This is a genomic window from Hyphococcus sp., assembly GCF_965267305.1.
GTDB lineage: Bacteria > Pseudomonadota > Alphaproteobacteria > Caulobacterales > Parvularculaceae > Hyphococcus.
In genome coordinates, this window is record NZ_OZ253945.1 from 3640001 (window position 1) to 3665741 (window position 25741).

Consider the following 25741-nt stretch of genomic DNA (forward strand, 5'->3'; position numbering starts at 1 on the left):
ACCTGAAACTGAACGCTTACAAGCAGTCGGAGGGCCTTTATGGCCTGACGGCGTACCTTTTGTATAATGGGTCAGCGACTTAGTCTCTCTAGCAAGCTTAAGCCGATAGGCGTAGGCGCAGCGAAAGCGAGTCTGAATAGGGCGATTTAGTTAGAGGGATTAGACCCGAAACCCGGTGATCTAGATATGAGCAGGATGAAGGTAAGGTAACACTTACTGGAGGTCCGAACCCGTACTTGTTGAAAAAAGTTGGGATGACTTGTGTCTAGGGGTGAAAGGCCAATCAAACCGGGAGATAGCTGGTTCTCCGCGAAATCTATTTAGGTAGAGCGTCGCACGAATACCCTCGGGGGTAGAGCACTGGATGGGCTATGGGGGCTTACCGCCTTACTGATCCTAACCAAACTCCGAATACCGAGGAGTACTATGCGGCAGACACACTGCGGGTGCTAAGGTCCGTAGTGAAAAGGGAAACAGCCCTGACCGACAGCTAAGGTCCCCAAGTCATGGCTAAGTGGGAAAGGATGTAGGGATCCCAAAACAACCAGGATGTTGGCTTAGAAGCAGCCATCATTTAAAGAAAGCGTAACAGCTCACTGGTCTAAATAAGGGTCCCCGCGCCGAAAATGTAACGGGGCTAAAGCCATGCACCGAAGCTTCGGGCGTGATTTATCACGCGGTAGCGGAGCGTTCTCTAAGCCGATGAAGTCGGACCCGCGAGGGCCGATGGAGGTATGAGAAGTGAGAATGCTGACACGAGTAGCGATAAAGAGGGTGAGAGACCCTCTCGCCGAAAGTCCAAGGGTTCCTGCGCAATGCTAATCAGCGCAGGGTTAGCCGGCCCCTAAGGCGAGGCCGAAAGGCGTAGTCGATGGGAAACAGGTGAATATTCCTGTGCCAGAGGATGTGTGACGGATTTCGAAAGTAGTTCTTCCCCGTTGGTTGTGGGAGGGGCTGCCTGGAAGTCCCTGGAAATAGCCTCCTCATAAGACCGTACCCTAAACCGACACAGGTGGACTGGTAGAGCATACCAAGGCGCTTGAGAGAACTGCATTGAAGGAACTCTGCAAATTACTCCCGTAAGTTCGCGAGAAGGGAGCCCGCTTTGGAGGCAACTCTGGGGCGGGGGCACAAACCAGGTGGTATCGACTGTTTATCAAAAACACAGGGCTCTGCGAAGTCGCAAGACGACGTATAGGGTCTGACGCCTGCCCGGTGCCGGAAGGTTAAAAGGAGGGGTGCAAGCTCCGAATTGAAGCCCCGGTAAACGGCGGCCGTAACTATAACGGTCCTAAGGTAGCGAAATTCCTTGTCGGGTAAGTTCCGACCTGCACGAATGGCGTAACGAATTCCACACTGTCTCCAATGCAGACTCAGCGAAACTGAATTCTCCGTGAAGATGCGGAGTTCCCGCGGTCAGACGGAAAGACCCCGTGCACCTTTACTACAGCTTTGCAGTGGTATTAGCGTCAACATGTGTAGCATAGGCGGGAGGCTTTGAAGCGATTGCGCCAGCAGTCGTGGAGCCACAGGTGAAATACCGCCCTTGTTGTCGCTGATATCTAACCGCGGTCCGTTATCCGGATCCGGGACCCTGCATGGCGGGTAGTTTGACTGGGGCGGTCGCCTCCCAAATGGTAACGGAGGCGCGCGATAGGTGGGCTCAGACCGGTCGGAAATCGGTCGTCGAGTGCAATGGCATAAGCCCGCTAGACTGCGAGACTGACAAGTCGAGCAGAGACGAAAGTCGGCCATAGTGATCCGGTGGTTCTTCGTGTGAGGGCCATCGCTCAACGGATAAAAGGTACGCCGGGGATAACAGGCTGATGATGCCCAAGAGTCCATATCGACGGCATTGTTTGGCACCTCGATGTCGGCTCATCGCATCCTGGGGCTGGAGCAGGTCCCAAGGGTTTGGCTGTTCGCCAATTAAAGCGGTACGTGAGCTGGGTTCAGAACGTCGTGAGACAGTTCGGTCCCTATCTGCCGTGGGTGTAGGAATATTGAGAGGAGCTGTCCTTAGTACGAGAGGACCGGGATGGACATACCTCTGGTGGACCAGTCGTCATGCCAATGGCGCAGCTGGGTAGCTATGTATTGAACAGATAACCGCTGAAGGCATCTAAGCGGGAAGCTGGCCTCGAAACAAATATTCCCTTGAGAGCCGTGGAAGACCACCACGTTGATAGGCCGGGTGTGGAAGCGCAGCAATGTGTGAAGCTTACCGGTACTAATTGCTCGATTGACTTGATTGTCCTCATGCAGTCATCTTTTAGATGACGGGCATAGGTTTAACTCATGCGCGGCGAACGGTTCGTAGTCGGACTTGTTCAACGCAAGGGTTTGCACATTTTGGATCCCGGCTTTCGCCGGGACGCTTCGCGCTCTCGCATCGAAATCGTTTTCGCCGGCCTGGTGGTTATGGCGGGGAGCCTCCACCCGATCCCATCCCGAACTCGGTCGTTAAAGTCCCCAGCGCTGATGGTACTACGTCTTAAGGCGTGGGAGAGTAAGTCGCCGCCAGGCCTGCCAAAACGATTTAGACCCTTCTGAACATGAACAAAAAAAACGCCCGCGGCTTTCCAGCCCGGGCGTTTTTATGTTTGAAACGCGGCTTTCTAAGGCTCTAGGCGTATCGGTTTTCTTTCCAGCGTTTATTCCAGCTTGTTTTCATCATCGCGAAATACCCAGAACTTGCATAATACAAAGAAGCTCAACGTGTAAGCGACCGCCGCTGCGCCCTGGGCGATGACCGCGTTGAGCGACAACAATCTGATGGCGCCCATAAGAATGAGCGCGTTGGCGCTATACGCCATCACGAAAGCGCCAACGAATCGCCATGCGCTGCGCCGGACTGCGGCGCGCTGTTTGAAGGTAAAACGCTTGTTGAGGAAATACGATACGCAAAGTCCGACGCAATAACCGGCGGCGTTTGCGGCAAGCGGCGACCAATGCAGCGCCAGCATGAGCAACACAATAACGACAAATGTCGTCGCCGTGTTAATGGCGCCCACGACGCCGAAGCGAATCAATTGCCCGGCTAACGTTCGCAACCCGTTTGTCCCGGTGAGCATAGCCTTCAGAAAATGCATGCATCAGCCCAGAGGTTGCGCATCTGCTTTCTCGCTGGCGCCGTCTAATCCGGCTTTTTCGATTGTGTTGTGTTTTACTATATCCGCGATGAGAAAAATGGGACGGCGCTTGGCTTCCATAAACATGCGGCCAAGATACTCGCCCATGATGCCGAGCACCAAAAGCTGAATGCCGCCAAGCACGAGAACGACCGTCATGACGCTGGCCCAACCGGCGACGGTGTTCAGGAAGATGAGGCTGTAAAACGTGTAGATGACGCCAAACACCGCCAGAATTGAAAAAAGAAATCCGAGATAGGAAGCGATTTTCAGCGGCTTGGTGGAAAAACCGGTAATTGCGTCGAAGGCGAGTCCGATCATCTTGTGCAGCGGATATTTGGTCTCCCCGGCGAAGCGTTCGTCACGGGTGTAATCCTGAGGGACCTGCTCGAGGCCGATCCAGGACACCATGCCGCGAATGAAGCGATGTTGCTCCGGCATGCGCAGCAGCATATCGAGCGCCTTACGGCTCATGAGTCGGAAATCGCCTGTGTCGAGCGGCACTTCGATGTCCACAAGCCGGTCAAGCACTCTGTAAAAGACGCTCGCAGTGAAGCGTTTGAATCGGGTTTCGCCGCGCCTTTCAACACGCCGCCCGTAGACGACATGCGCGCCGGCGTCCATTTTGGCCATCATCTCCTTCAACAGTTCCGGCGGGTCTTGAAGATCGGCGTCGATGATGAGAATGCGGTCGCCGCGACAAACGTCGAGCCCGGCGCTCAATGCGAGCTGATGGCCATGATTGCGACTCAGTTTCACAGCCACAATATGCGGATCTCGCTTCGCAAGCGCCTGCATTTTTTGCCATGTGAGATCTTTTGAGCCGTCATCGATCAAAACGATTTCATAGTCATCCCCGACCGCCGCGGCGCAGGCGCCGCCAAGCCTGCGGTGCAGCTCGTCGATCGACTGTTCTTCGTTATAACAGGGAACAACGGCGGACAGGCTCAGCGCTTCTTCCCCTGACATTAATGACATAACCGGATTCCTGGGTTTTGCTGCAAAGGCTTAGCGGCCGAAACTTCAACAATACTTAATTCATCCGCCATTCATAGGCGGCATGTAATTTTCACGGGGCCCGGACGAGATGTCCCGCATGCGGCGGCGTGTTTGCGGCGTAAAAATTAATCGTCAGGCGGCCGAGTCCGATAAGAATGAGGACGTGGGCGAAGATCAGCACCCTGTCATGCTCTTTAGGCATGACCAGATGAAACGCCACCATGCAAATCAGCGCTGCTATGAACCAAAGACTTTCCTGGTCCCACCTATGCCGCCGGCAGACCGCCAGACCGGCAACGGCAAGCATTGTTTGAAAAAGGTATAGCTCGGAAAAGAACTTGCCCGTGAAAAGGCCGAGTGTCGCGTTCCAATAACGCGCGGCGATTTCCGCGAGATTATGATAGTCCGTTATACGGTCCGGGTGCGCCGAGTCCGCGGTCATTGGCGAAAAAAAGATCTTCTGCAGAAGAAGAATGGAATAGGGCTCATCGATCAGTCGAAGACTGAAATAGGCGAGCACGGCGATGGCGCACACCGCTCCGGCTTTGCCCGCCGCGCGTAAGGAAAGCCCCTTAGCAAGCACATAACAGACCGATAAGGAGCCGATCCACAAGATGCTGTCAGGTCGTATGTAGATTGCAAAGAGCGAAACCAGAGCAGCGGCTATCCACTGATCGCGACGGAAAGCAAGATAAGCGGAAAGCACGATCAACGCAGTATTCAGCGTATCTGGCGTGGAATACCGGCTTAATTCGTAAAGCGGGTTGTATAGGGCGAGCAGGATGGCCACGAAAACGGCGCCAATCGAGAAGCTCGGCAGGCCGTGGGCGAGGCAAAGCCACGCAAGGAGGATAATAAGGACGTATGCGCCCGCCGATATTATAATGCTGGCTTGAAGATATTCAAAACCGAAGCCGTGCAATATCTCCATCAGAGCAGGGTAAACAGGCTTTATCGTGTAATAGGGCAGTTGCTTTGAAAATGCTTCCGCATTTGTCATGACCTCCTGCACATAGGGCGATCCTTCGATGGCTTTGGAAATATCGTACCACTGAATTTCGGAGCTCAAGACATCTTGGACATACGCGAGCGGCGTAACCGCGCCATCTCCGAATAGACGGTAAGCGGAGCCGACATAAAAGAAAAAATCGAAATTCACCTCCGCATGAAAAAGGCTGAAATAAATCTGGTAAAGCAGGAGGGCGATGAGAATAGCCGCCAGACATGCAAACGCGACGCCTCGCCGCCGCCCTGTTATCGAATCATTTCGATAAGCTTCAATTAGCCATGCCCGCAAGCCATCCGTACCCGTCATTATTTGTTTCCTTTTGCGCTTGAAGGGCCCTTGAAGCTTGGCGGGCCCTTGATAACGAACCTAGCCTGGCGGGTTGTCTTAGTTTCGATAAGGGTCGCAAGGGTCGCCTCAGAATGCTTCGGCTCAAGTAACTGACGCGTTAACAATATGCAAATATTGTGGTTTGGCGCTATTGCGAAAGAAACTCTCCGGCAAGTAAAGATTTAGGGCAGGCCGCAGACGAAGATTCGATTCTTCTGTCCCCGGGGGGGCGCTCCGAAGCGCTGGGCGAATAGCCGCAAGACTGGTCTTTAAGGGGCGGACTTAATAGATTAATGATGTGCTGGCGGGCGCCCTGGAAAATCTGGCGCGCGCGTGTGGACGAAGGGAAGGGGCGCATGCGGGGCGCATTTTTGAAGTATTTTGTGGTTGCGACGTTCGCGGCGCTGGCGGCCTGTTCGCGCGCGCCGGCGCCGGAAGAGCCGTCGGAGACGCCGGCCGTTGAAGCGCCAGAGGACGGCCTCAATCTCGATGTCTGGCTTGAGCGCATGGAAGTTGGCAGCCGTGAACTTTATTCGGCGCGCGAAGCTGTGTTGTCGGCGCTCGAACTGGAGGATGGCGACATCGTCGCCGATATCGGCGCCGGCACCGGTCTTTATACGCTGATGTTTGCGGAAGCGGTCGGCGCGCATGGACGGGTTTACGCCGAAGATATCGAGTCTTTGTTTCTCGACCTTATCAACCAGCGGGCGGAAGATTCCGGCTTCGACAACATAACCGCGGTGCTGGGCCGTGAAAACGATGTGACTTTGCCGGAGAACACAGTCGACCTCGTCTTTATCGCCGACACCTATCACTATTTTGAGGACCGGGAGACGGTGATGAAGTCGGTTTTAAAAGCGCTGAAACCCGGCGGATCCCTTGTTGTTGTCGATTACGATCTGAAGCCTGGTGAGCCGCGGCCCGAAGACAAAGGCCATGTTCGCTTCGGGCGGGCGGGCGTCATCTCCGAAATCGAATATGTCGGTTTTGCCTTCGTTGAGGAAAAAACCGTCGAAGGCCTTGAGGAAAACTACTTTCTCCGTTTCGCAAAACCCGCTGAATGAACCGGCGGACGGGCCGGGGCATGCCGGCAGGCCGACGCGTATCAGCTCATGGTTTTTTAAGAGTTGTTTCCAAAACCATAAACGCCTTTGGGGCGGGTTAACCGATTTTTTGAACGCATTTCGTAATGTTCAATTCTGACCGAGAGCGTTTGGAAATCCGCTGGCTCGGGCGGGGAGAGCTTTGTTAGGGGCGCAGCTGTCGCCGGCTGCATGGAATTTTCATGGCGGCTGATTGGATTTTTGATGCGAGAAACCTGGCTTTCGGAATGACGCTTGTCGTTCTGGGCGCGGGCGTTTTTTTCTCGCGATCTATGGTCAACCGGCTGCGCCGGGGGCGCCGGCTTGCCGGAAAGCCACAGTCTCTTTCGGAAAACAACTGGCAGACAATTCAGATTCTTGATTCGCTCTACGGGTTTGTCGGTATTTGCGATCTTGATGGAAATCTGATTTTCGCAAGCCGCGCGCCGCTCAAAGCGCTGGGACTGGAAGAAAAAAAAATTCTGGGAAAGCCTTTCTGGAAAAACCATGCCTGGGACTATTCCAAAGACGTGCAAGACGAGCTCCGTGATTCGATCCACCGTGCGCGGCGCGGAGAGAATGTTCGTTATGTAGTCGATAATCGCGCCGCCAACGGCGCCTATATCACGCTCGATATGACCATCACGCCATTGCGGGAAACCAATGGCGAAATCACAAAAATTCTGGCGTTCGCTACCGACATCACAAGTCAGGTCGCGGCGGAAAAGGCGCGGGAAGAAAACGAAAAACTGTTGAGCGAGATCACGCAGACAACGCCGGTTCCGGTGATTTTTTCCGATTATGAGACAGGCGAGTTCAGATTTTACAACGCCGCGGCGGAGCTTCTCTGCCGGGAAAAGCTTGGCTTCGAGCTGTCTGGGCGGAGAACGCTGGATATCTGGTGGAGCCCTGAAGATCGCAAGGAATATGTGGCCGCGATCGGCAAAACCAATAAACTCTCGGCGTGTCCCGTCGCCGTTAAAACGCTGGCGGGCGAGAAATATTGGCTGGAAGCTTATGCGACGACAATCGACGTTCTGGGCCGCAAAAGCATTCTCTCCTGTTTGGTAGATGCGAATGACCGATATCAGGCCGAACAGGCTTTAAGGCATGCGAAAAAGACATTCGATCGCGCCCAGCGCATTGCCGAAATGGGAAGCTGGGAATGGAATATTGTCAGTAATGAAGTTTCGTGGTCCGACCAGATCTACCGCATGTTCGGCTATCCGGTCGGGGCGGTTTCTCCGACATTCTCGATGTTCATGGCGCATGTTCATGAGGATGACCGTGAGCTTGTTGAGACTGCTATCAAGAATGCATTGGATAATTTCGCACCTTACGACATCAACCACCGGATCGTCCTGGCGGACGGGCGGATTAAAATCTTACATGAACAAGGTGAGATTGAATGCAATGACCATGGCGAACCCGTCCGCATGCTTGGCGCCGTACAGGACATTACGGCGCTTTGTCAGACCGAAGAGGCTTTACGGCGAAGCCAGCTTACTCTCTCGGGCATTTTAAATATCTCGCCGGAAGCGATGATCGTCACCAATGAAGAAGGGCGTATCACGATTTTCAGCGCCGGCGCCGAAGCGATCTTTGGGTACGCATCGGAAGAGATGGTTGGACGGCGCGTGGAATGGCTCATGCCGGAACGTTTCCGGATGCGCCATCGCGACCTGATCGGAGAATTTGACGCCTCTCGCACGGTCAGCAAACAGATGGGCGAACGCCAGGAGATCGTGGGCTTGCGTAAAAACGGCGAAGAATTTCCAGCAAAAGCCTCTCTTTCCAAGTTGATAACGCCTGACGGCACATATTTTACAACGATCCTGCGCGATGTTACGGCGGAAAAGAGGCATGAAGCCGACCTCACAGACGCCAGAAAGAGAGCCGAATCCGCAAGCGAAGCGAAATCCGCGTTTCTCGCGACGATGAGCCATGAATTGCGCACGCCTTTAAACGGCGTGCTGGGCGCCGCGCAAATTCTGCGCAATCAAAATCTTGATGAGACGGCCCTGGAATGGGTCAACATGATCAATGATTCCGGGGAGAATCTTTTGGTCTTGCTCAACGACATCCTCGACATCTGCAGGATTGAGGAAGGCAAGTTGAGCATTGCCGAAGAAGAATTCGATATCCTCCAGCTTTTTGACAGCGTGATTGCGCCGAGACGGCTAATCGCCGGTGAAAAGGCGGTGGAATTGACTCTGGAGATGAGTTTCCGGAACACCTATTACAAAGGCGATCCAAAACGCATTCGTCAGATCCTCACAAATCTCATCAACAACGCCATCAAGTTTACAGACAGGGGTGAAATCAGGGTTGCGGCGAAAGTAGAAGTGAACGACGGCGCCGCGGTTTTATGCTGTTCTGTCACCGATACGGGCTGCGGCATTCCGAAAGAGTTTCAGGCAAAAATATTTGAACGTTTCGCACAAGTCGAAGACGGGCGCACCCGCACCCATGACGGTGTCGGCTTGGGCCTTGCGATTTGCAATGAACTTGTTCGCGCCATGGGCGGAACGATTTCACTGGAAAGCGAACCGGGACGCGGCTCGCTGTTTTCTTTCCGCATTCCGCTGCAATTCGTTGACGAGGAACATCAATCTCCCGATGCGCCGGAAGGCATATGGCCAGCGGCGTCTGCACGAATGTCCGACAAAAAACCTGTCGCACTGATTGTCGACGATCAGGCGATCAATCGCACGGTCATCAGCACTTTTGTCCGCACATTCGGCGTTGAAGCCTTGGAGGCTTCTAGCGGCGCCGAGGCGCTTGAGTTATGCAAAACAACCGGGTTCGACATTATTCTCATGGATATTCACATGCCGGGAATGTGTGGGCAGGAGACGCTGGCGAGATTGCGCGCAGGGGACAGTCCTAATAAATCAACCCCTATCATAGCCGTCACGGCCGATGCGATGCTCGGCGATCGACAAAAATACCTGGATAATGGTTTCGAGGCTTATCTGTCGAAACCCGTAAAGGCTCCAGAGCTTAAAAGGGCTCTGTCGGAATTCATCGATCTCAATATTATTGAACCGAGCAATCGTGTTTCAGAAGTTCGCCCGACGAAATCAGCGTCGGGTTAATTGTTTCGGCTCAGTCCTGGCCAATAAAACGCCGGACGGTTTTGGCCGTCCGGCGATGGTTGTCTTGATGGCGGCTGATTTATGCGCCCGCCGCTTCCGGCAGATAGGCGCAAAACCGCTCCACGTCCTCGATCTTGCCCATGGAAACGCGGGTCCAGTCCGTGTAGTCCATATACTGGCCACGCACGAGAATGTTCTTGGCTTCCATCAATTGCTGGATGTCATTGGCCGGCTTGCCAGATTTGAAATAGACGAAATTGGTCTGGGAGGGCAGAGACGTCATCCCGAGCTCTTTTGTCTTCGAGAGCACCATTTCCCGCGCTTCGAGAATTTTGGCCTTGGAGTAATCCAGAAATTTCTGATCGTTGTAAGCGCCGATGGCGGCGGCGAGACCTGTCCCTGCAATCCAGGACATGGCCGTATTCCGGATATTTTCGGCAGTTTCTTCCGATGAGATCGTGTAGCCGACGCGAAGCCCCGCCATGCCGTAGATTTTCGAGAAAGTGCGCGAGACGATGACGTCTTCGCCTTTCTTGACGAGATCGATGCAGCTGTTGCCTTCCGGATTGTCGGCGAGCTCCATATAGGCTTCGTCGACCAGGACCGTTGTCTTCTTGGCCATGCGTTTGACCGCGGCTTTAAATGTCTTCGAATCAGAGACGAGGCCGGTGGGGTTGTTGGGGTTGCAGAGCTGAACAAGACCCGTGTCTTCGCTGACGGCCGCTTCGATAGCCGCGAGGTCGACGCTCATATCCTCCGCCAGCGGAATGCGGGTGATTTCCGCCATGCCAAGGCGCGCGGCGTAAAGCGCCGTCGTGTCCCAGAAGAGACGCGGCGCGACGATAGGGCCTTTAGGGCCGTAGAGAACCGCGATGGCGGAAAGCGCTTCGCCCGAGCCGGTGGTGATGACGATCTGTTTGGGGTCGACGCCATGACGCTCGGCGATCATTTCGGCAAGCGTCATATAGGCCTGTCCCGGATAATAGGCGCCTTTCTTGCCGGCATAGTCGACCATGCGCAGCGCTGATTCTGAGGGACCGTATGGGTTTTCGTTACGCGCCAGAAGCGCGACGCCGTCATCCGGGCCGAGAAGGGCGTGTTCATGGGCGAGCACTTCCGGCGGGAATGCTTCTTCCGTCTTGAGGGCGGCCGCCCTCGCGGCGCCGGCAAACGTCGCGCCCGCCGCTCCGGTGAGAATAAGGCGTCTTGAAAGCTGTACTGTCATGGCGTTGCGTCTCCTATTGTAGTTTGGTTGCATGACGGGGCGGATACGCGCCCCTCCCGAAAACGAAAGGCTGCGGAGCGGCGCCGGAACGGCGGCCGGATGAAATTCGGATTTGCGGACGAGCCCCGCTTGCGCCAAGGCCGTTTGCTAGGCAGGCGGTTTCAAGGAGCTCAATCTTCGCGCGGCTCGTCATAAAGAGCGCGTCACTGAAAGAGGAAAGCAAAAATCAGGCGTCAATCTCACACCCCTCATCGGTTGAGGCACGGCGTTTCCTGACCCTGACGTTTTTAATTGGCGCAAAGACTATAGGAGATTCCGCCGGATGACCAGCGATGGAAAATGGCGCCATGCTGCATAGAAAGAGCAGTTTTCTGCTCTCGGTTAGCCTTTATAGACCCAGTATTCCGGACCGAATTTCTCCTCAAGTTTGGCGAGTTGCTCGCGCTGGATCTCGCGCACCCGCGCCGGGGTGATAGCGTCCTTGGGGTCGATCTCCTCAATCTTGAGGCTGGTTTTATCCTCATACAGATGTTCGCCGGCGAGGCGCGCTTTGTCGTCATAGGGCCAGAAGAAAGCCTGGCGGCTGGAAATGTGATAAATCCCGTCGGGGTTTTCGATGCCGTAATTCATCGCCATCAAATCCGAGCCCTTGGCGAGCTGATGAAAGGTCAGTTCGTCGAAAATGCCCCAGTCGCTCACCGCGATGACGTCATCGGAATTCCAGAGAACAACTTCGCCGACGCTTTTGTAGAACTCGACGACAGCGTCCTTGCCTTCGACGACCACGGGATTGGCGCCCCAACTCACGCGATAGACGGGATGATCGACCATCATGTCAGGCGCGACGATCTTTTCGTACTGGCCGGAGCCTTCGAGGTGCACATGGCGCCAGAAGTTCAAAAGCATCGCCTTGTGCAGGGGATTGGTGGTGCGCTCGTAAAGCGCCGCCGTCGGCGCCATACACTGAGCAACCGCTTTTTCGTATTTGTTCATGGCTCCATCCTCCCGGGTGTGCGCGCTTGTTGCGCTGCAGTCTTTTGATCGATTTCGCCCGATCATAACGCGTCCCGTGGCGTTCGCTTGACCTATGGCGCAACGGGCGCCGGACAGACCCGCAAAATGGACGGCCCGACCGGCGTTTTCATGGCGCGCCAAACCCTCTAAGAGGAAGGAAAAGGGATCAGCGCCCCATAGGGGCCGGAAGGAACGCCATGAACAGCAATTCCGAGGCTTTCGAGCACTGGATTCGCACCGCCTTTGTGGAGATGAACACTGAACTCGAAGAGCTTTATTTCGCCCAGGAGCGCGGGGAGAATGTCGAGGGCGTCGGCGACCCCATCAAGGCGCAAATCCGCGATGAGGGTCACGATTACGTCGATCGCCTGCGCGCTGAAGGAAACACGGACGAAGGGTTCGACAACGCCTTCGATCTCCTCGGCGATCTTGGGCTTTACCTCGCAGCCTTGCGCCGTCACGAGCTGACGAACCCGGCGAAGGAAGAAAAATCGCCTTTCCCGGAGGCCTCGGCGTTGGGACTTCATATCGCCGCGTCCATCGGCATGGCGCCGCGTTTTGCGACGGCGCATCTCGCCACGCGCAACGCCGCCGTCAACGGGCGCCAGAAAAGCTTCACCAGTCTCAAGGACGAGTTCCTTTTTCTCGACTACAATACGCGCGGGATTTTCGCCTTCATGCGCTGCGCCGATTTGCTGATGCGGGCGCTGCCGCTCGGCGTGTCGCATCCGGTGACGGAAACGCTTTTGCAAGATGCGGCGAGCGCCTTGCGCGACGTGATCAAGTATAACGACGCGCTCTTCAAGGAACTCGATACGGACCGTTTCTTCTATTCGGTGCGGCCCTATTACAAGCCCTATCGCGTGGGGCGCCATGAATATCGCGGCGCGAATGCGGGCGACTTTTCCGGCATCAACGAAATCGACATGCTGCTGGGCCTTTGTCAGGCGAACGATCCTTATTACGCGCAGCTTCTTGTCGACAAGATGCTGTTCATGACGCCGGAGGATCAGGCGAGCCTGCGCGACTGCATGCGCCGGCGCAGCCTCTTGGCGCAGTTTCTCGACGTCGCGCCGCAATCGTCAAAGGAGCCGTGGTTCAAGCGCAATGCGGCGGCGTTTCTTGAGGTTTGCCGCCTGCATGGAGAGACGGCGGCGCAGCACCACAACCAGCTGGTAAAATCCTTCATCGAAAAACCGTCATCGGCGCTCGAAGCCGACAAGCTCGCGCAGGTGACGGCAAGCGGCCCGCCGCTCAACGTGCTGATGCGTTCGCTCGAAGTCTTGCGCGACATGCGCCTCGCTGCGGACCGGAAAGACATCAAAACGAGCTTCAAGGAGATTGAGGCGTTGAAAGCCTTCGTGGCCGCCTAACCTTCCTCCATCCCGTCCACGCGGATTTTGGAGGCGAGGGCGGTTTTGATCTTCTCCCGCTGGGCCTCGGTGCGTTCATGGGCTTCGCGGCGTTCGGCGTCGAGCCTTTCGGCCTTGCGGGTCAGCGCATCGAGATAGGCGTAGGCGTTCATCAACGAAGCGGGGCTCGTCTCCTGGCCGCCGGTAATGTCCGTAATCTGCTTGCGCACGGCCTTTTTCTCCGCCTCAAGCCGCGCCATTTCCTCATTGATCGCCGTCAGTTGATGGCGCTCCTTGTCGAAGCGGATCTGGGCGATCTTTTTGAGCTCTTTCAGTTGTTCAGTTGGCGTCGCCATAGGATTTCGCTTTCTTGCGCATGGCGTCGGCGAAGTGGATCGCCGCCGCGACCGCCGCGTAATGTTCGCGCTGGACTTCGTCGCCGATCTCCACCGTGGCGTGGATCGCCCGCGCCGTTGGCGGGTCGGAGCGGATGGGAACGCCCGACATGGTCGCGACTTCGCGGATTTTAAGGGCGATCTCGTCGACGCCTTTGGCGACGCAGACCGGCGCCCCGCCGGCCTTGCGGTCCCATTTCAAGGCCACGGCGTAGTGAGTCGGGTTGACGATGACGACGTCGGCGTCCGGCACGTCCTTCATCATCCGGTTGCGGGCGATCGCCTGGCCGCGCTCGCGCCGCGACTGTTTCATCATTGGATCGCCTTCCTGCTCCTTCATCTCCTTTTTGAGCTCTTCCAGCGTCATCTTCAGCTTCTCATTATGGCGATGACGCGACCAGGGCAGGTCCACCATGGCGAGCGCGGCCGAAAACAGCACGATCAGCCCGGCGAAAATCACGCCTTCGCGCAAGAGCGCAGCGGGCAGTGTCTGCGCCGGCATGCGCGCATCCACCGGCAGAAAGGAAAACCTTCCGGCGAAGACGGCGGCGAACATGATGCAGATGGCGATGAGCTTCACCGCGCTCTTGGCGAACTCGCCGAGGCCGTCCGGCCCGAATTTTTTCTTGGCGTTGGAGACGATCGACAGCCGGTCCATTTTCGGTTTGATCTTCGTCGGGGCGAAGGTGATCGCCTGCTGCGCGAAGAGCGACGCCAGAACGCCGAGCGCCGGCAGTGCGATGAACGGAACAAGCCCGCCAAGGCCGACCCCGGCAAGCGACTGGATAAAAGCGCTCGGATCGGCGGCGAAGGCCTGCTCGGCGAAATGCTCCGGCCGCTCGAACATGCGCGACAGGGCGAAACTCAAGGCTGCGGCGGCGCCGGTGGAGGCGACAGCGAGGGCGAGATAAAAGCCCACATAGGCCGCCGCCGCATTGGCTTCCTTCGATTGCGCGACATCGCCTTCCCGCCGCGCCTTGTCGATGCGCGATGGGGTCGGTTCGTGGCTTTTTTCCTGGCCGCTGTCTTCCTGCTTGTCGCTCATAGAGCCGCCGAGAAGAGGTCAAAGAGAACCCGCTGGAATGAGGCGAGCCAGTCGAAAAGGATAATCGGAGCCGCCGCGGCGAAGAGAACGAGACCCGCAAGCGTCACCGCCGGCGCGCCGACGAAGGCCGCCATCAATTGCGGCATGGCGCGGCTCGCGGCGGCCAGCGCCAGCGAGTAAAGAAAGCCCAGAATGACAAAGGGCGAGGCGAGCGCCAGCGACTTGAAAAGCGCCGCGCCGACGCGGGTGGAGGACCATTCGCCGGTCTCCGCCGCGCCCGGAAACTGTCCGAAGGGAAGAAGCTGATAGACATCGGCCATGGCGCCCACGAGATGGATATGCAGTCCCGCCGCAGCCGCCATGGCGACGCCGCCCATGACGAGGAGGGCCGCGAAAGGCGATTCCGAATCGAAACCGACGGTCGGCCCGAACAACTGGGACAGCGAGACGCTCTGTGCGATAATGGCCCCGGCGATCTGCAGGATGAAGACCATCAGCCGCAGGGCGAAGCCGACAATCACGCCGCACATGAACTCCGCAGCGAAAAGCGCGACAATTCCCGCCATCGTGTCGGGCGGCGTCATGTCGGGCGAGAGCACCATGGGCGTCAGCACAATGGCGATGGCGATGGCCGCGGCCAGCCGCGCGCGCGTGGGAATCGCTTTTTCGCCAAGACCCGGCGCCAGAAAGACGACCGCCGAGACGCGCGCGAACACCGCGCCGATCAGGATGATGAACGGCGCGCCCGCATCCACAATCGGCGCCAGCGCGTCGAGATAGTCCATGGCCTCACGCCGTCCCGAGCAACAGCGGCTTCGCGCCGGTGTCGATCTCTTCATAGGAAAGCACAGGATTGCGGATTTTCTTGGCGTGCAGGACCGCGCGGATGAAGCGCCGGCGCTTCGACGAGGTCACAATCGCCGGATAAAGCTGGCGCGCCGAGGCATTGTTGATCTGTTCGACGACTGACTGGGCGAGGCGGTTGAACTCTTCCGGCGGCAGAGCGACGTCCACATGGCCGTTCGGCCCCTGGGTTTCGTGTTCCGAGAAAATCTGCTCCCAGTCGAGCCCGATCTGGATGAGGGGCAGGGCGCCGTCTTCATTGAGGAGGGGCGTCACGAAATTGCGTGAAATGCGCTGGCGTACGAATTCCGCGACGTCTTCGGCCGCATTGAAATTGGCGCGGCCCTCGGCGATGGTTTCGAGCATTACCGGCAGGTTCCGGATCGGCACGCGTTCTTCGAGGAGCAGGCGGAAGATTGACTGCACAAATTCCAGCGGCGCCTTGTCCGGCACGAAATCGTCGATAAGGCGCTTGTTCGATGCGGCGCGGTCCGGATCGGAGTTCTTGGCGAACTCTTCGAAGATGCGTTTCACAGATCGGCGGGTCACGAGGCGCGAGAAATTCTGCTTGATGGTCTCTAGGAGGTGTGTCGAGACGACTTCCGCCGGCTCGACGACCGCATGGCCGAGCGACATCGCGTCTTCGCGCGCACTGCGCATGACCCAGCGAGCCGGGGCGCCGTAAACGGGCTCCTCGCAGTCTTCGCCGGGGATCGGCAGGTTCGCCAGATCGTCGACGATGACGAGCACGCGCTCCTGATAGAGAATGCCTTTGGCCGCGCGCACGCCCTGAATCTTGATGACATACTCGTTCGACGCGAGATCGAGATTGTCGGTGAGCCGGATCGGCGGAATGATGAATCCGAATTCCGCTGCGATGTAATGGCGGATTTTGACGATCCGCGGTTCAAGCCCATTCACATTGTCGAGCGCCAGCGGGATGAGGTCGCCTGAAAACTCGACGTGAATTTCATCGACGTCGAGAACGTCGCCGAGCTGTTTCTTGGTTTCTTTCGGTTTTGGCGCAGGGATTTGCGCGGCGGTCTTCTTTTTCTCTTCCTGGTCCTGATAGATAAGATAGGCGGCGCCTGCAAAGCCCGCGGCGCCCGCAAAGAACGGCAAGAAGGGAAGGCCCGGCATCAGCGCGAAAACGAGCATGATGACAGCGACAGTGCCCATGGCGAGAGGGTTGGCGCCGAGCTGGGCGAGCATCGCCTTGTCGGCGGCGCCCGCAACGCCGCCCTTGGAGAGAAGGAGCGCTGCGGCGATGGAAATGATGACCGCAGGGATTTGGCTGACAAGGCCGTCGCCGACGGTGAGGATCGAGTAGGTTGACACCGCGTCGCCCGCGGACATGCCGTGAAAGCCGATGCCCATGCCGAGACCGACCACAAGGTTTAACAGCGTAATCAACAGGCCGGCGATGGCGTCGCCTTTGACGAATTTCGACGCGCCGTCCAGCGAACCGAAGAATGTCGTTTCGTCCTGTTCGAGTTTCCGGCGGGCTTTCGCTTCTTCATGGGTGATGGCGCCCGCGGCGAGGTCTGAGTCGATGGCGAGCTGTTTGCCTGGCATGCCGTCCAAGGCGAAACGCGCGCCGACTTCGGCCATGCGGCCCGCGCCTTTGGTGATGACCATGAAGTTGACAATCAGCAGGACCCCGAAGACGACGAGCCCGAGAAAGATGTTCCCGCCCATGACGAACATGGCGAAGCCGTGAATGACCGAACCTGCGGCGTCGGGACCCGTATGGCCTTCGCCGATGATAAGTTTGGTCGAGGAGACGTTGAGCGACAGGCGCAGCATCAAGGAGCCGAGCAGCACTGTCGGGAACGCCGAAAAATCAAGCGGACGCTCGATGAAGAGCGTCATCGTAAAGATCAGGATCGCCAGAGCAAAGGAAAGCGTCAGGCCGATATCGAGCACCACCGACGGCACCGGCAGCACCATCATGACGATAATCGCCATGAGGCCGACAGCGAGAAGCACCGTGGTCTGTCCCGGCAGATTCAGCTGCTTTAGCGCGCTTTCCATCAAAAGGCCCCGATACTAATACGCGTTACGCGCCCGCAATGGCGGGCAGAATGATGCTGTCGAAGAGATCGGCGAGAAGCCGCGCCATGTGGCCTGCGGTCAGCCAGAAAACCAGCAGCATGGCGAGAAGTTTCGGCGCGAAGGTGAGCGTCATCTCCTGAATGGAGGTGAGCGCCTGAAAAAGGCCGACGACAATGCCGACGACGAGCGCCGTCGCGATCATGGGCGCGCCCATCCATGCGGCGGTCCACATGAACTGGCGGAAGATGTCGGCGATTTCGGTTTCCGTCACGCTTTCACTCCCTAGATTGGCATCCGGATCAGTTCCTGGTAGGCCTCGACGACCTTGTCGCGTACGGTGACCGCGGTCTGGACCGCGAGTTCCGCTTGCGCCAGCGCCTCGACCACGGAATGCGGATCGGCGGAGCCGGTCATGTAATTCATCGCGGCGGTTTCGCCTTTCGCCACTGTGCCGGCGAGTTCATGCACCGCTTTGAAGGCGGGGCTTTCTTCAAGCCCTTTGACGTTTGCGGTTTCAGCGCCGGTTTTCGATTGCGCATTGTCGGATTTCAGCGCCGACTTAGCGAGATTGTAGCTCTGCGCGGCCTGGAATGCGGGCATTTTCATGGTTCAATCCCTCACGATTTCAGAATGTCGAGGAGTGCGGTGTACATGTCGCGCGCCTGGCGAAAGACTTCGAGGCCGGCGTCATAGGAACGGGTCGCCTCGCGCGCGTCGGCGAATTCAGTCATCATGTTGACATTCGACATGACAACATAGCCGTTTTGATCCGCCAGCGGATTGCTGGGGTCAAACACTCTTTCGCCTTCTTTCGTATCGAGAAACTGCCGGCCGATTTCGACGCGCGTAACGTCTGTCGAGCGGTCATAGACATTCTCGAACGTCACCTGTTTGCGCTTGTAGCCGTGCGTGTCGACGTTGGCGATGTTTTCGCTGACAACCTGCAGGCGCTGAGCCTGGGCGCGCATGCCTGACGTTGCGGCGGCGGAGATCTTTTCAAAAGGATTCATGCGTCACTCCTTATCCGCGCTGGCCAAGGGTTGCGCGCATCATGGCGAGCGCTTTGGAATAAACGGTAAGGGCGGTGCCGTGATCGCGCACGGCGGCGGTTGACCGCGGCATCTGGTCTTCCAGCGATACAGTGTTGCCGTCAGGAGAGGCGACGCCGCCAATATCGATTTTCCGGGCCTGAAACGCCTGCTCTGCAAAGCCCGATGTCCGCGCGTCCATCTGCGCGCGCTCGCTTTTTGCAAAAGCTTCTGCAAAAGGCTCGAGATCTTTCGCCTTATAGCCGGGCGTGTCAGCGTTGGCGATGTTCTCTGCAATTTGCCCATGACGCTGCGCCGAATGGCGCGCGAGCAAGGAAGCCGTATGTAAAATCTTGAGGTCGGTAAACATGTACACCTCGCCTTAACCAGCGGTAAGGGATAAATGCACCTATAAGCTGAATGAACTGTTAACCACGTTGTTCTCGCATGACCTTGCCTTTGGCGCCGTTAAAGATTGAGAAACTTTTGAAAACCGCAGGGCCGCGCCGCTATGGCGTGGTCACGGCAACAGACGGGTTATCGCTGAAGATAGCAGGCCTCGCAGGTTACGCCTCGCTCGGCGATACGGTGATGGTGGCGACAGCATCTGGCCGCGACGTGCGCGCCAAGATCGTCGCCATGGACGGCGATGTCGCAACAGGATTTGCTTACGGGTCGCTCACCGGCGCGGCTGTCGGCAATGTCGCCACGCTCGACCGCGCTGCGGGCGACGCAACGCCCTGCGACGCCTGGATCGGGCGCATCATCGATCCCTTCGGCGCTCCTATGGATGACGGGCCGCTTGCGATTGGTGAGACGGCAATCGCTCTTGAGCATCCCGCACCCAACGCCGCCAAGCGAAAAAAATTGGGCGCGCGTCTTTCAACCGGGCTCTGCGTCATGGACACGCTTTTGCCCATATGCCGCGGCCAGCGCATCGGGCTGTTCGCCGGCTCGGGCGTCGGCAAGTCGAGCCTTCTCGGCGACATCGCCAATGGCGTTGACTGCGACGTCGCCGTCATCGGCATGATCGGCGAACGGGGGCGGGAAGTGCGCGCCTTTATTGAGGACACGCTTGGCCCAGAGGGCCGCAAGAAATCCGTGGTCATCGCCTCGACAGCGGACCAGTCTCCGCTGGCGAAGAAACGCGGCGCCCATCTCGCCATGGCGACGGCGGAGTATTTCCGCGATCAGGGCAAGCAGGTGCTGCTTCTGTTCGATTCGTTAACGCGCTTCGCGGAGGCGCATCGCGAGGTGGCGCTGTCCGCCGGCGAGGCGCCGTCGCTTCACGCCTTTCCGCCCTCGACCTTTCGCACCATTGCGCAACTGGTTGAGCGCTCGGGCCCAGGCGAAGAAGGCAAAGGCGATATCACCGCCGTTTTCTCCGTTCTCGTCGCGGGCTCCGATCACAACGAACCCGTGGCGGACATGATCCGCGGCATTCTCGACGGCCATATCGTGCTGGAGCGCAAGATCGCCGAGCGCGGGCGTTTTCCCGCTATCGACGTATCGCGCAGCGTTTCGCGGTCGCTCCCGGGCGCCGCCAGCGAAGAGGAGAACGCGCTGTTGCGCGAAGCGCGGGCGATCATCCGCGCTTATGAAGATTCGGAAACCATCGTCCGCGCAGGGCTCTATGCTCACGGCGCCGACGCGCAGATCGACCGCGCACTCGAAATCTGGCCGAAACTCGACCAGTTCATTTCCGACAAGACCCAAAATGGCGTTGAAGACAGTTTCAAACGCCTGCAGGCGATCGTTCAGCCAAGCGCCAAAAAGCATGGCATGTCGGCGACCGCAAGCGCGCTCGGTTAGGGCCTATAAAGTATTCGAGATAAACAGATTGACGATGCTGTTGGCTGACAGCGCTCCGGAGGACTGACCGGTAAGCAAGGATAGCGCGCCGGAGCCCGGCGTCGACGCGGTCGGTCCGTTCTGAATTTCAGACTGGATAAAGAAACGGCGCAGCGCGGCTTCGACCTGTAGCGGATCTTTGAACACTGCGGGCGATTTGCCGCCGAAAATCTGTTGCGCCTTGCGCTCGAAAAGCTCTTTCTGCTGGTCAATATCCGCTGTGCCGATGGAGGCGGGAAGGCCGAGAGCGCCTTCCATGACGGCGCGTAAGGGAGCCTGGCCCATGATCTGGAACCAGCCGTTCTCTTCGACATTCGCGCCATTAGCGATGGCGGCGATCTCGCGGCGGAAATTCATGGCGAGGCGCATATTCTGGTCGACTTCGCCGACGCTCACTTCGAAAGCGCGTTCGAGATAGTCATTGGCGACTTTTTCCCGGAACGATTCGATGCCGACCTGGGCGCCGGTGAAATTGCCATAGCCGAAGGCCTTGGCGAACTGGCGCCAGCGCGGATCGGCGAGGCGGTTGGCGAAAGAGTCGCCGAAATCGGTGCCCTCTTCGAGAATCTTCTGAATGAAGGCCTTCTTGTTGATTTCTTCCTCGAGACCGAAAGCGCCGAGCGCCACAGTCAAGAGCTGGCGGTCATTGACGAGCTTTTCCGCCGTCGTCGCCTCGGCGATGTTTTCGCGGAAATTCTCCATGTTGCGGATGATTTCCGGCGATTTCTGGAAAATCTCGAATTGACGGTCGGCGCTGTTCTGGAAGACGCGCCAGCCGAGATAACCGGTGATGGGTATGGCTGGCGTAAACATCAGGACGCCATGGCTTGCGCCATGCCGGGCGCGCGTTCGAGAAGGGCGCGTTCGAACTCGAAATGCTTTTTGACCGCGCGCATGACGACGAAAAATTTCTTTTCCTGTGCAGCGTCGATGGCGCGCATGACATCGTCGCCGGCCTCGCCCGGAAAGACGCCTTTGAGCGCGCTGAGACCCTGCAGCAATTCGCCGACGGCCAGATCGGCGTCCGCTTCGCCGGCGAGCGCCAGCTGCGCGATATAGTAAACCCTTTTGAGCGGCGTATTGGCTTCGTCTTTCGGAATGGCGTCGCGAGCGCGCAGGATCGACACGTCGCTGGAGCGCACACGAAGTTTCGCCGCACGGTCGCCGTTCTGGAGGAGAACGCCGTTGACGAGGACTTTCTCGTTGGGCTTCAGCTTGATGACGAGACCGGTCATGCGGGTTACATGCCCTCCGGTCCCTGCAGGCCGCGAATGATATTCTGGTTGATGTCGATCAGCGGCTCGGCGTCGAGCGCCTTCCCGTCGTCCGACATCAGTTTGCGCGTATAGTGCCGGGTGAATTCGAAGAGGTAGAAAAGCTGCGAGCGCAGCTCGGCCGGAAGCTGATTGGAATCGCTCGCCACATCGGTTGCGACGACGGTCCAGAATTCGAGATTTTTGCCAAGCGCGCGCGCGAAAGATGCAGGGTCCGCCTCACGGTTTTTCTGGGCGACGACAATTGCCGTGGTCAGTTTGGAAAGAAGCTGGCGTTCTACGGCGCGCGGCGACGCTGTTGTTCGTGCAGACTCATGATAGGCGTTTCGCGCAAGCGTCGATGCCGTCATTTTCTTATAAGCCCCTAACGTGATTTTTCCACGTTTTATTTTAGTGTGTTAAAAATCCCGTAAAGATTTGGCTAGGCTTTACGGGAGGGACCTGTCTCTTATTGGAACAGGCCGAGGATTGCGTTCGGCGAGGAGTTGGCGATCGACAGGGCCTGAATGCCGAGCTGCTGCTGAACCTGCAAGGACTGCAGGCGGGCAGATGCGGCTTCAAGGTCAGCGTCGGTCAGGGCGCCGATGCCGGTCTTCAAGGCGTCCGTCAAGTTGGTTACGAATTCGTTCTGAATTTCGATCCGCTTTTGCGCAGAGCCGAATTCAGCCGATGCATCGACCGCTTCCTGAATGAGGCCTTCAATCGAAACAAGCGCGTTTGCGGCGTCGGCTGCTGTCGAAACGTCAAGCGTGTTCAGATTGGCGAGGCCGCCGCCTGTGCCGTCCGTTACGTTAACTTCAAACGCTACAGCGCCGCCGGTGCCGTTGGTGATGTCGACCTGAGAGTCGACGGTTGTGCCGCCAGCCGTGAAGGCGACCGAGATGCCGGCGATGCCGGCGGCGTTGATCGCATTGGTCAGGCGCTGGCCAAGCGTATCCTGCGTGTCGCCGGTTTCCGCCGTGACGGAGATCTTGCGGCCGTCGATTCGGACTTCGATAACGTCGCCCGGATCGAAGGTCGAAGCCGTGCCTTCAAGGTCGATCGAGAAGACGCCCGTGTCGACAACGAGACCGGCAGCGGAGTTGAGGCCACTGCTGACGCCTGTGCCTGAAGCAGCGAGACCGGCAACGGCCGCGCCAGCCGTCGTTTCGAGACTGAAGGCGTCGACGGTGATAAAGCTCGCTGTCACGGTGCCCAGAGAATCGCGATCAAGCGAAGCCAGGAAGTCCGTTGATGTGGCGCCTTTAAGGAAGTTCAGGCCGTTGAACTGGGCCGCATCGACGATCGAGTCGATCTGGCCGCGAAGCTGTTCGATATCCGTCTGGATTTTCGTACGATCGACGTTGTCTTCCTGCGCCGACACGATGAGACCTTTCATCTCAACAAGCAGTTCGGTGATTTTTTCAGCCGCGCCGCGCGCAACGCCCACAGAGGAGGCGCCGAGATTGAGCGACTGGTTGATGGCTTCGAACCCTTTGACGTCCGACTGCATAACCGTGGAGATCGCGAAGATCGCCGCGTTGTCCTTGGCGTTTGCGACCTTCTTGCCGGTCGAGATCTGCTCCTGAACCATGGAGAGGCCCTTGTTGACCTGACGGAGGTTCTGAAGGGCGATCATCGCGGAAGTATTGGTGAGAAGGCTGTTTGTCATTTTTAGACTCCGAGTTGGAACGTCATTTCAACGGTCCGAAACCTGATGGTTAATCATCGGAGTAAATATCGCGTTATGGATAATAAGCCCTTAACGGCCCGGAATTTTATTGCTCCTGCTTTTTCATAAAAAAACCCGCGGAGGCCGGAGCCTCCGCGGGGTCGTCAGTCCGATAAACGGAAGATCGATTAACGGAACAGGCCGAGGATCGAGTTCGGCGCGGCGTTCGCGATCGACAGGGCCTGGATGCCGAGCTGCTGCTGAACCTGCAGGGACTGCAGGCGGGCAGATGCGGCTTCGAGGTCAGCGTCGGTCAGAGCGCCGATACCGGTTTTCAGCGAGTCCGTCAGGCCGGTGACGAAGTCGTTCTGAATTTCGATCCGCTTCTGAGCGGAACCGAATTCAGCCGACGCGTCGACCGCTTCCTGAATCAGGCCCTCGATCGAGACGAGCGCTGCGGCGGCGCCGGAAGCCGTCGAAACGTCAAGGGTGTTGAGGTTGGCGAGACCGCCGCCGGTGCCGTCCGTCACGTTCACTTCGAACGCCACGGCGCTGCCGGTGCCGTTGGTGATGTCGATCTGAGAGTCGACGGTTGTGCCGCCAGCCGTGAAGGCGACCGAGATGCCGGTGATGCCGGCGGCGTTGATCGCGTTGGTCAGGCGCTGGCCAAGCGTATCCTGCGTATCGCCGGTTTCGGCAGTGACGGAGATCTTGCGGCCGTCAATGCGCAGTTCGATGACGTCGCCCGGATCGAAGGTCGAAGCCGTGCCTTCAAGGTCGACGGAGAAAACGCCCGTGTCGACCACGAGGGCCGCAGCGGAGTTGAGGCCCGAGCTGACGCCCGTACCAGAGTTGGCGAGACCGGCAACGGCCGCGCCAGCCGTCGTTTCGAGGCTGTAGGCGTTGACGGTGATGGAGCTCGCCGTCACGTTGCCGCCGGAATCGCGGTCAAGCGACGCCAGGAAGTCCGTAGCGGCGGCGCCTTTGAGGAAGTTCAGGCCGTTGAACTGGGCCGCATCGACGATCGAGTCGATCTGGCCGCGGAGGTTGGCGACGTCCGTCTGGATTTTAGAGCGGTCGACGTTGTCTTCCTGAGCCGCCACGATGAGACCTTTCATCTCCGTGAGCAGTTCAGCGACTTTTTCAGCCGCGCCGCGCGCCACGCCGACAGCAGCGGAGCCGAGGTTGAGCGACTGGTTGATGGCTTCGAAGCCTTTCACGTCGGATTGCATGACCGTGGAAATCGCGAAGATCGCCGCGTTGTCCTTGGCGTTCGAGACTTTTTTACCGGTCGAAATCTGCTCCTGAACCATGTTCAGGCCTTTGTTGACCTGACGAAGGTTTTGAAGCGCGATCATTGCAGACGTGTTGGTGAGAAGGCTGTTGGTCATGATGAGACTCCTGTTGGATCGTTATTTTCAACGGTCCGACCTCGCAATGGAGTTGTCGGGAGCCCTACAGGTTTGAATTGTAGGATTTTGGGAGCCGTTTTGGCTCGCGGCAGGCCATCTAGGCGTGTCCGCGGCAACCACGCGGTTGCGTAGGGTCATCATTACAACCCTGAAAATAATAAGTTTTTAAGAAGTATGGTTATCGAAGCGTAAATTTACGCCTTCGTGGCGACAGTCGATGCGTCCGGATTGCGCAGGGCCGCGCCGCCGCGCGCATAGGCGCCGGTGTTAAGCTCGGCCTCGCGTATTTTCTTCAAACGCGCGCGCGCCTCGCGCACGCCCTGCGCGGTGGCTTTCAGAATGGCGGCGTTTTCTTCGGCCTGAAGGCGGATCGCGTCGAGCTCGGCAATAAGTTGTTCGCTCAATTCTGAAGCTTCCATCGCCGCGGCGACTTCCTCAAATTCGGCGAGCAGAGATTCCTTCTGCGCCGTCAGCGCCGCCACCTGGTCGAAGGCGCGCTTGCCAATGGCGAGGCTTTCAGACTCGGTAACCTGCTTCAGCTTTGCGATGATCGACTTGATTTTATCGAGGGGTTTCACTTCAACTGACCCTTAAGCTGGCGGTACATCTGATCGGCGAGGCCGAAGCCGCCTTTTTCAGCAAGCTTTTCCGCATAGGTTTCGACGAGCATGGAGGAGAAGGCTTCCCCGCCATAGCCGCTATCGCCGGCGATCGCCTTGTCTAGACCGGCATGAGTCAGCATTTCTTTAATGAAAACGGCTTCAAACTCGCGTGCGGTTTCGCGCAGCGCCTGTTCTTTCTCGGATGTCGCCTCGACCGCTTCACGAACCTGACCGGAGGTCTTTGCGTTGACGATAAGGCTTAAGGCTGCGGCGTTCATGGCGCGCTCCGGGATCGGAAAAATTTTATTCAATCTAGGCCGCGTAACTAAAAAATAAGTTATCAAACGT

25 protein-coding genes, 2 rRNA genes and 1 pseudogene (1 of these 28 only partly in view) are annotated in these 25741 nt (G+C 57.7%); 7 read left to right on the forward strand and 21 right to left on the reverse strand.

Annotated elements, in window-relative coordinates; all coding sequences use genetic code 11:
* Both ACQY5P_RS17640 and rrf read left to right on the forward strand, forming a co-directional pair.
* Positions 1–2255 (forward strand): 23S ribosomal RNA (locus tag ACQY5P_RS17640); it begins 540 nt to the left of the window's first position.
* Positions 2256–2411: 156 nt separating this feature from the next.
* Positions 2412–2526: ribosomal RNA gene (gene rrf, locus ACQY5P_RS17645) — 5S ribosomal RNA — on the forward strand.
* Positions 2527–2654: 128 nt separating this feature from the next.
* Here rrf and ACQY5P_RS17650 read toward each other — a convergent pair.
* From ACQY5P_RS17650 to ACQY5P_RS17660, 3 genes are all read right to left on the reverse strand, one after another.
* Complete coding sequence (locus tag ACQY5P_RS17650) at positions 2655–3092, reverse strand: GtrA family protein (protein ID WP_428408186.1); 438 nt, start codon at positions 3090–3092, stop codon at positions 2655–2657.
* A 3-nt stretch (positions 3093–3095) separates the two neighbouring features.
* Complete coding sequence (locus tag ACQY5P_RS17655) at positions 3096–4109, reverse strand: glycosyltransferase family 2 protein (protein WP_428408188.1); 1014 nt, start codon at positions 4107–4109, stop codon at positions 3096–3098.
* A gap of 91 nt (positions 4110–4200) precedes the next feature.
* Complete coding sequence (locus ACQY5P_RS17660; protein WP_428408189.1) at positions 4201–5445, reverse strand: hypothetical protein; 1245 nt, start codon at positions 5443–5445, stop codon at positions 4201–4203.
* 377 nt (positions 5446–5822) lie between these two features.
* Here ACQY5P_RS17660 and ACQY5P_RS17665 point away from each other — a divergent pair, with 377 nt between their 5' ends.
* On the forward strand, positions 5823–6530 hold the full coding sequence (locus ACQY5P_RS17665; protein ID WP_428408190.1) for a class I SAM-dependent methyltransferase: 708 nt from the start codon (positions 5823–5825) through the stop codon (positions 6528–6530).
* Between the two features lie 56 nt (positions 6531–6586).
* On the opposite strand, the gene ACQY5P_RS17670 is transcribed toward ACQY5P_RS17665, so the two are convergent.
* Positions 6587–7057: a hypothetical protein gene (locus tag ACQY5P_RS17670; RefSeq protein WP_428410704.1), complete on the reverse strand. Its 471-nt coding sequence runs from the start codon at positions 7055–7057 to the stop codon at positions 6587–6589.
* On the opposite strand from ACQY5P_RS17670, the pseudogene ACQY5P_RS17675 reads away from it, so the two are divergent.
* Both ACQY5P_RS17675 and ACQY5P_RS17680 read left to right on the forward strand, forming a co-directional pair.
* Positions 6977–7219 (forward strand): annotated as a pseudogene (locus ACQY5P_RS17675) (PAS domain S-box protein); the annotation flags it as partial. The gene ACQY5P_RS17670 and the pseudogene ACQY5P_RS17675 overlap by 81 nt on opposite strands.
* A gap of 258 nt (positions 7220–7477) precedes the next feature.
* Positions 7478–9646, forward strand: a complete 2169-nt coding sequence (locus ACQY5P_RS17680; RefSeq protein ID WP_428410685.1) for an ATP-binding protein — start codon at positions 7478–7480, stop codon at positions 9644–9646.
* A 79-nt stretch (positions 9647–9725) separates the two neighbouring features.
* Here ACQY5P_RS17680 and ACQY5P_RS17685 read toward each other — a convergent pair whose 3' ends face one another.
* A complete protein-coding gene (locus ACQY5P_RS17685) occupies positions 9726–10871 on the reverse strand; it encodes a pyridoxal phosphate-dependent aminotransferase (protein ID WP_428408191.1) in 1146 nt (381 codons plus the stop codon).
* Positions 10872–11252: 381 nt separating this feature from the next.
* Positions 11253–11864, reverse strand: a complete 612-nt coding sequence (locus ACQY5P_RS17690) for a hypothetical protein (RefSeq protein ID WP_428408192.1) — start codon at positions 11862–11864, stop codon at positions 11253–11255.
* A 218-nt stretch (positions 11865–12082) separates the two neighbouring features.
* Between ACQY5P_RS17690 and ACQY5P_RS17695 the strand changes: the two genes are divergently transcribed.
* Positions 12083–13258, forward strand: coding sequence for a PrnB family protein (locus tag ACQY5P_RS17695; RefSeq protein ID WP_428408193.1), 1176 nt, complete (start codon positions 12083–12085; stop codon positions 13256–13258).
* On the opposite strand, the gene ACQY5P_RS17700 is transcribed toward ACQY5P_RS17695, so the two are convergent.
* Genes ACQY5P_RS17700 through ACQY5P_RS17735 form a run of 8 tightly spaced genes read right to left on the reverse strand, consistent with a single transcriptional unit; the run spans position 13255 to position 18973 of the window.
* Positions 13255–13593 carry a hypothetical protein gene (locus ACQY5P_RS17700; protein WP_428408194.1) on the reverse strand — a complete coding sequence of 113 codons (339 nt, stop codon included), beginning with the start codon at positions 13591–13593 and terminating at the stop codon, positions 13255–13257. The two genes, ACQY5P_RS17695 and ACQY5P_RS17700, sit on opposite strands and share 4 nt — an antisense overlap.
* Positions 13577–14677 (reverse strand): flagellar type III secretion system protein FlhB, encoded by a 1101-nt coding sequence (flhB, locus tag ACQY5P_RS17705; protein ID WP_428408195.1) that lies wholly within the window; start codon positions 14675–14677, stop codon positions 13577–13579. The genes ACQY5P_RS17700 and flhB overlap by 17 nt, the downstream gene beginning before the upstream one ends.
* Positions 14674–15462, reverse strand: a complete 789-nt coding sequence (locus ACQY5P_RS17710) for a flagellar biosynthetic protein FliR (protein ID WP_428408196.1) — start codon at positions 15460–15462, stop codon at positions 14674–14676. Before ACQY5P_RS17710 ends, flhB begins: the two co-directional genes overlap by 4 nt.
* A gap of 4 nt (positions 15463–15466) precedes the next feature.
* Complete coding sequence (gene flhA, locus ACQY5P_RS17715) at positions 15467–17554, reverse strand: flagellar biosynthesis protein FlhA (protein WP_428408197.1); 2088 nt, start codon at positions 17552–17554, stop codon at positions 15467–15469.
* 25 nt (positions 17555–17579) lie between these two features.
* Positions 17580–17846: a flagellar biosynthetic protein FliQ gene (locus ACQY5P_RS17720; RefSeq protein ID WP_428408198.1), complete on the reverse strand. Its 267-nt coding sequence runs from the start codon at positions 17844–17846 to the stop codon at positions 17580–17582.
* Between the two features lie 11 nt (positions 17847–17857).
* Positions 17858–18181: a flagellar hook-basal body complex protein FliE gene (locus tag ACQY5P_RS17725; protein ID WP_428408199.1), complete on the reverse strand. Its 324-nt coding sequence runs from the start codon at positions 18179–18181 to the stop codon at positions 17858–17860.
* Positions 18182–18192: 11 nt separating this feature from the next.
* Positions 18193–18585: a flagellar basal body protein gene (locus ACQY5P_RS17730; protein ID WP_428408200.1), complete on the reverse strand. Its 393-nt coding sequence runs from the start codon at positions 18583–18585 to the stop codon at positions 18193–18195.
* Between the two features lie 10 nt (positions 18586–18595).
* Entirely contained in the window at positions 18596–18973 is a 378-nt protein-coding gene (locus tag ACQY5P_RS17735; protein ID WP_428408201.1) for a FlgB family protein, read from the reverse strand.
* A gap of 77 nt (positions 18974–19050) precedes the next feature.
* Between ACQY5P_RS17735 and ACQY5P_RS17740 the strand changes: the two genes are divergently transcribed.
* Positions 19051–20415, forward strand: coding sequence for a FliI/YscN family ATPase (locus ACQY5P_RS17740; RefSeq protein WP_428408202.1), 1365 nt, complete (start codon positions 19051–19053; stop codon positions 20413–20415).
* Positions 20416–20418: 3 nt separating this feature from the next.
* Here the strand turns inward: ACQY5P_RS17740 and ACQY5P_RS17745 are convergent, their stop codons facing one another.
* From ACQY5P_RS17745 to ACQY5P_RS17775, 7 genes are all read right to left on the reverse strand, one after another.
* On the reverse strand, positions 20419–21267 hold the full coding sequence (locus tag ACQY5P_RS17745) for a DUF1217 domain-containing protein (RefSeq protein WP_428408203.1): 849 nt from the start codon (positions 21265–21267) through the stop codon (positions 20419–20421).
* Entirely contained in the window at positions 21267–21689 is a 423-nt protein-coding gene (locus ACQY5P_RS17750; protein WP_428408204.1) for a flagellar biosynthesis repressor FlbT, read from the reverse strand. Before ACQY5P_RS17750 ends, ACQY5P_RS17745 begins: the two co-directional genes overlap by 1 nt.
* Before the next feature lie 5 nt (positions 21690–21694).
* A complete protein-coding gene (flaF, locus tag ACQY5P_RS17755; RefSeq protein WP_428408205.1) occupies positions 21695–22078 on the reverse strand; it encodes a flagellar biosynthesis regulator FlaF in 384 nt (127 codons plus the stop codon).
* A 98-nt stretch (positions 22079–22176) separates the two neighbouring features.
* The gene (locus ACQY5P_RS17760) at positions 22177–23379 is read right to left on the reverse strand and encodes a flagellin (RefSeq protein WP_428408206.1); all 1203 of its coding nucleotides are present in this window, start codon (positions 23377–23379) and stop codon (positions 22177–22179) included.
* Positions 23380–23567: 188 nt separating this feature from the next.
* The gene (locus ACQY5P_RS17765; RefSeq protein ID WP_428408207.1) at positions 23568–24770 is read right to left on the reverse strand and encodes a flagellin; all 1203 of its coding nucleotides are present in this window, start codon (positions 24768–24770) and stop codon (positions 23568–23570) included.
* A gap of 215 nt (positions 24771–24985) precedes the next feature.
* Positions 24986–25369 (reverse strand): hypothetical protein, encoded by a 384-nt coding sequence (locus ACQY5P_RS17770; RefSeq protein ID WP_428408208.1) that lies wholly within the window; start codon positions 25367–25369, stop codon positions 24986–24988.
* Entirely contained in the window at positions 25366–25671 is a 306-nt protein-coding gene (locus tag ACQY5P_RS17775) for a rod-binding protein (RefSeq protein ID WP_428408209.1), read from the reverse strand. Before ACQY5P_RS17775 ends, ACQY5P_RS17770 begins: the two co-directional genes overlap by 4 nt.
* Between the last annotated feature and the right edge of the window lie 70 nt (positions 25672–25741).

Bases quoted from the DNA above. Each gene is read 5' to 3' on its own strand.
- ACQY5P_RS17650 (WP_428408186.1), bottom strand. From the start codon at position 3,092: ATGCATTTTCTGAAGGCTATGCTCACCGGGACAAACGGGTTGCGAACG.
- ACQY5P_RS17655 (WP_428408188.1), bottom strand. From the start codon at position 4,109: ATGTCATTAATGTCAGGGGAAGAAGCGCTGAGCCTGTCCGCCGTTGTT.
- ACQY5P_RS17660 (WP_428408189.1), bottom strand. From the start codon at position 5,445: ATGACGGGTACGGATGGCTTGCGGGCATGGCTAATTGAAGCTTATCGA.
- ACQY5P_RS17665 (WP_428408190.1), top strand. From the start codon at position 5,823: ATGCGGGGCGCATTTTTGAAGTATTTTGTGGTTGCGACGTTCGCGGCG.
- ACQY5P_RS17670 (WP_428410704.1), bottom strand. From the start codon at position 7,057: ATGGTTTTTCCAGAAAGGCTTTCCCAGAATTTTTTTTTCTTCCAGTCC.
- ACQY5P_RS17685 (WP_428408191.1), bottom strand. From the start codon at position 10,871: ATGACAGTACAGCTTTCAAGACGCCTTATTCTCACCGGAGCGGCGGGC.
- ACQY5P_RS17690 (WP_428408192.1), bottom strand. From the start codon at position 11,864: ATGAACAAATACGAAAAAGCGGTTGCTCAGTGTATGGCGCCGACGGCG.
- ACQY5P_RS17695 (WP_428408193.1), top strand. From the start codon at position 12,083: ATGAACAGCAATTCCGAGGCTTTCGAGCACTGGATTCGCACCGCCTTT.
- ACQY5P_RS17700 (WP_428408194.1), bottom strand. From the start codon at position 13,593: ATGGCGACGCCAACTGAACAACTGAAAGAGCTCAAAAAGATCGCCCAG.
- flhB (WP_428408195.1), bottom strand. From the start codon at position 14,677: ATGAGCGACAAGCAGGAAGACAGCGGCCAGGAAAAAAGCCACGAACCG.
- ACQY5P_RS17710 (WP_428408196.1), bottom strand. From the start codon at position 15,462: ATGGACTATCTCGACGCGCTGGCGCCGATTGTGGATGCGGGCGCGCCG.
- flhA (WP_428408197.1), bottom strand. From the start codon at position 17,554: ATGGAAAGCGCGCTAAAGCAGCTGAATCTGCCGGGACAGACCACGGTG.
- ACQY5P_RS17725 (WP_428408199.1), bottom strand. From the start codon at position 18,181: ATGAAAATGCCCGCATTCCAGGCCGCGCAGAGCTACAATCTCGCTAAG.
- ACQY5P_RS17730 (WP_428408200.1), bottom strand. From the start codon at position 18,585: ATGAATCCTTTTGAAAAGATCTCCGCCGCCGCAACGTCAGGCATGCGC.
- ACQY5P_RS17735 (WP_428408201.1), bottom strand. From the start codon at position 18,973: ATGTTTACCGACCTCAAGATTTTACATACGGCTTCCTTGCTCGCGCGC.
- ACQY5P_RS17740 (WP_428408202.1), top strand. From the start codon at position 19,051: ATGACCTTGCCTTTGGCGCCGTTAAAGATTGAGAAACTTTTGAAAACC.
- ACQY5P_RS17745 (WP_428408203.1), bottom strand. From the start codon at position 21,267: ATGTTTACGCCAGCCATACCCATCACCGGTTATCTCGGCTGGCGCGTC.
- ACQY5P_RS17750 (WP_428408204.1), bottom strand. From the start codon at position 21,689: ATGACCGGTCTCGTCATCAAGCTGAAGCCCAACGAGAAAGTCCTCGTC.
- flaF (WP_428408205.1), bottom strand. From the start codon at position 22,078: ATGACGGCATCGACGCTTGCGCGAAACGCCTATCATGAGTCTGCACGA.
- ACQY5P_RS17760 (WP_428408206.1), bottom strand. From the start codon at position 23,379: ATGACAAACAGCCTTCTCACCAATACTTCCGCGATGATCGCCCTTCAG.
- ACQY5P_RS17765 (WP_428408207.1), bottom strand. From the start codon at position 24,770: ATGACCAACAGCCTTCTCACCAACACGTCTGCAATGATCGCGCTTCAA.
- ACQY5P_RS17775 (WP_428408209.1), bottom strand. From the start codon at position 25,671: ATGAACGCCGCAGCCTTAAGCCTTATCGTCAACGCAAAGACCTCCGGT.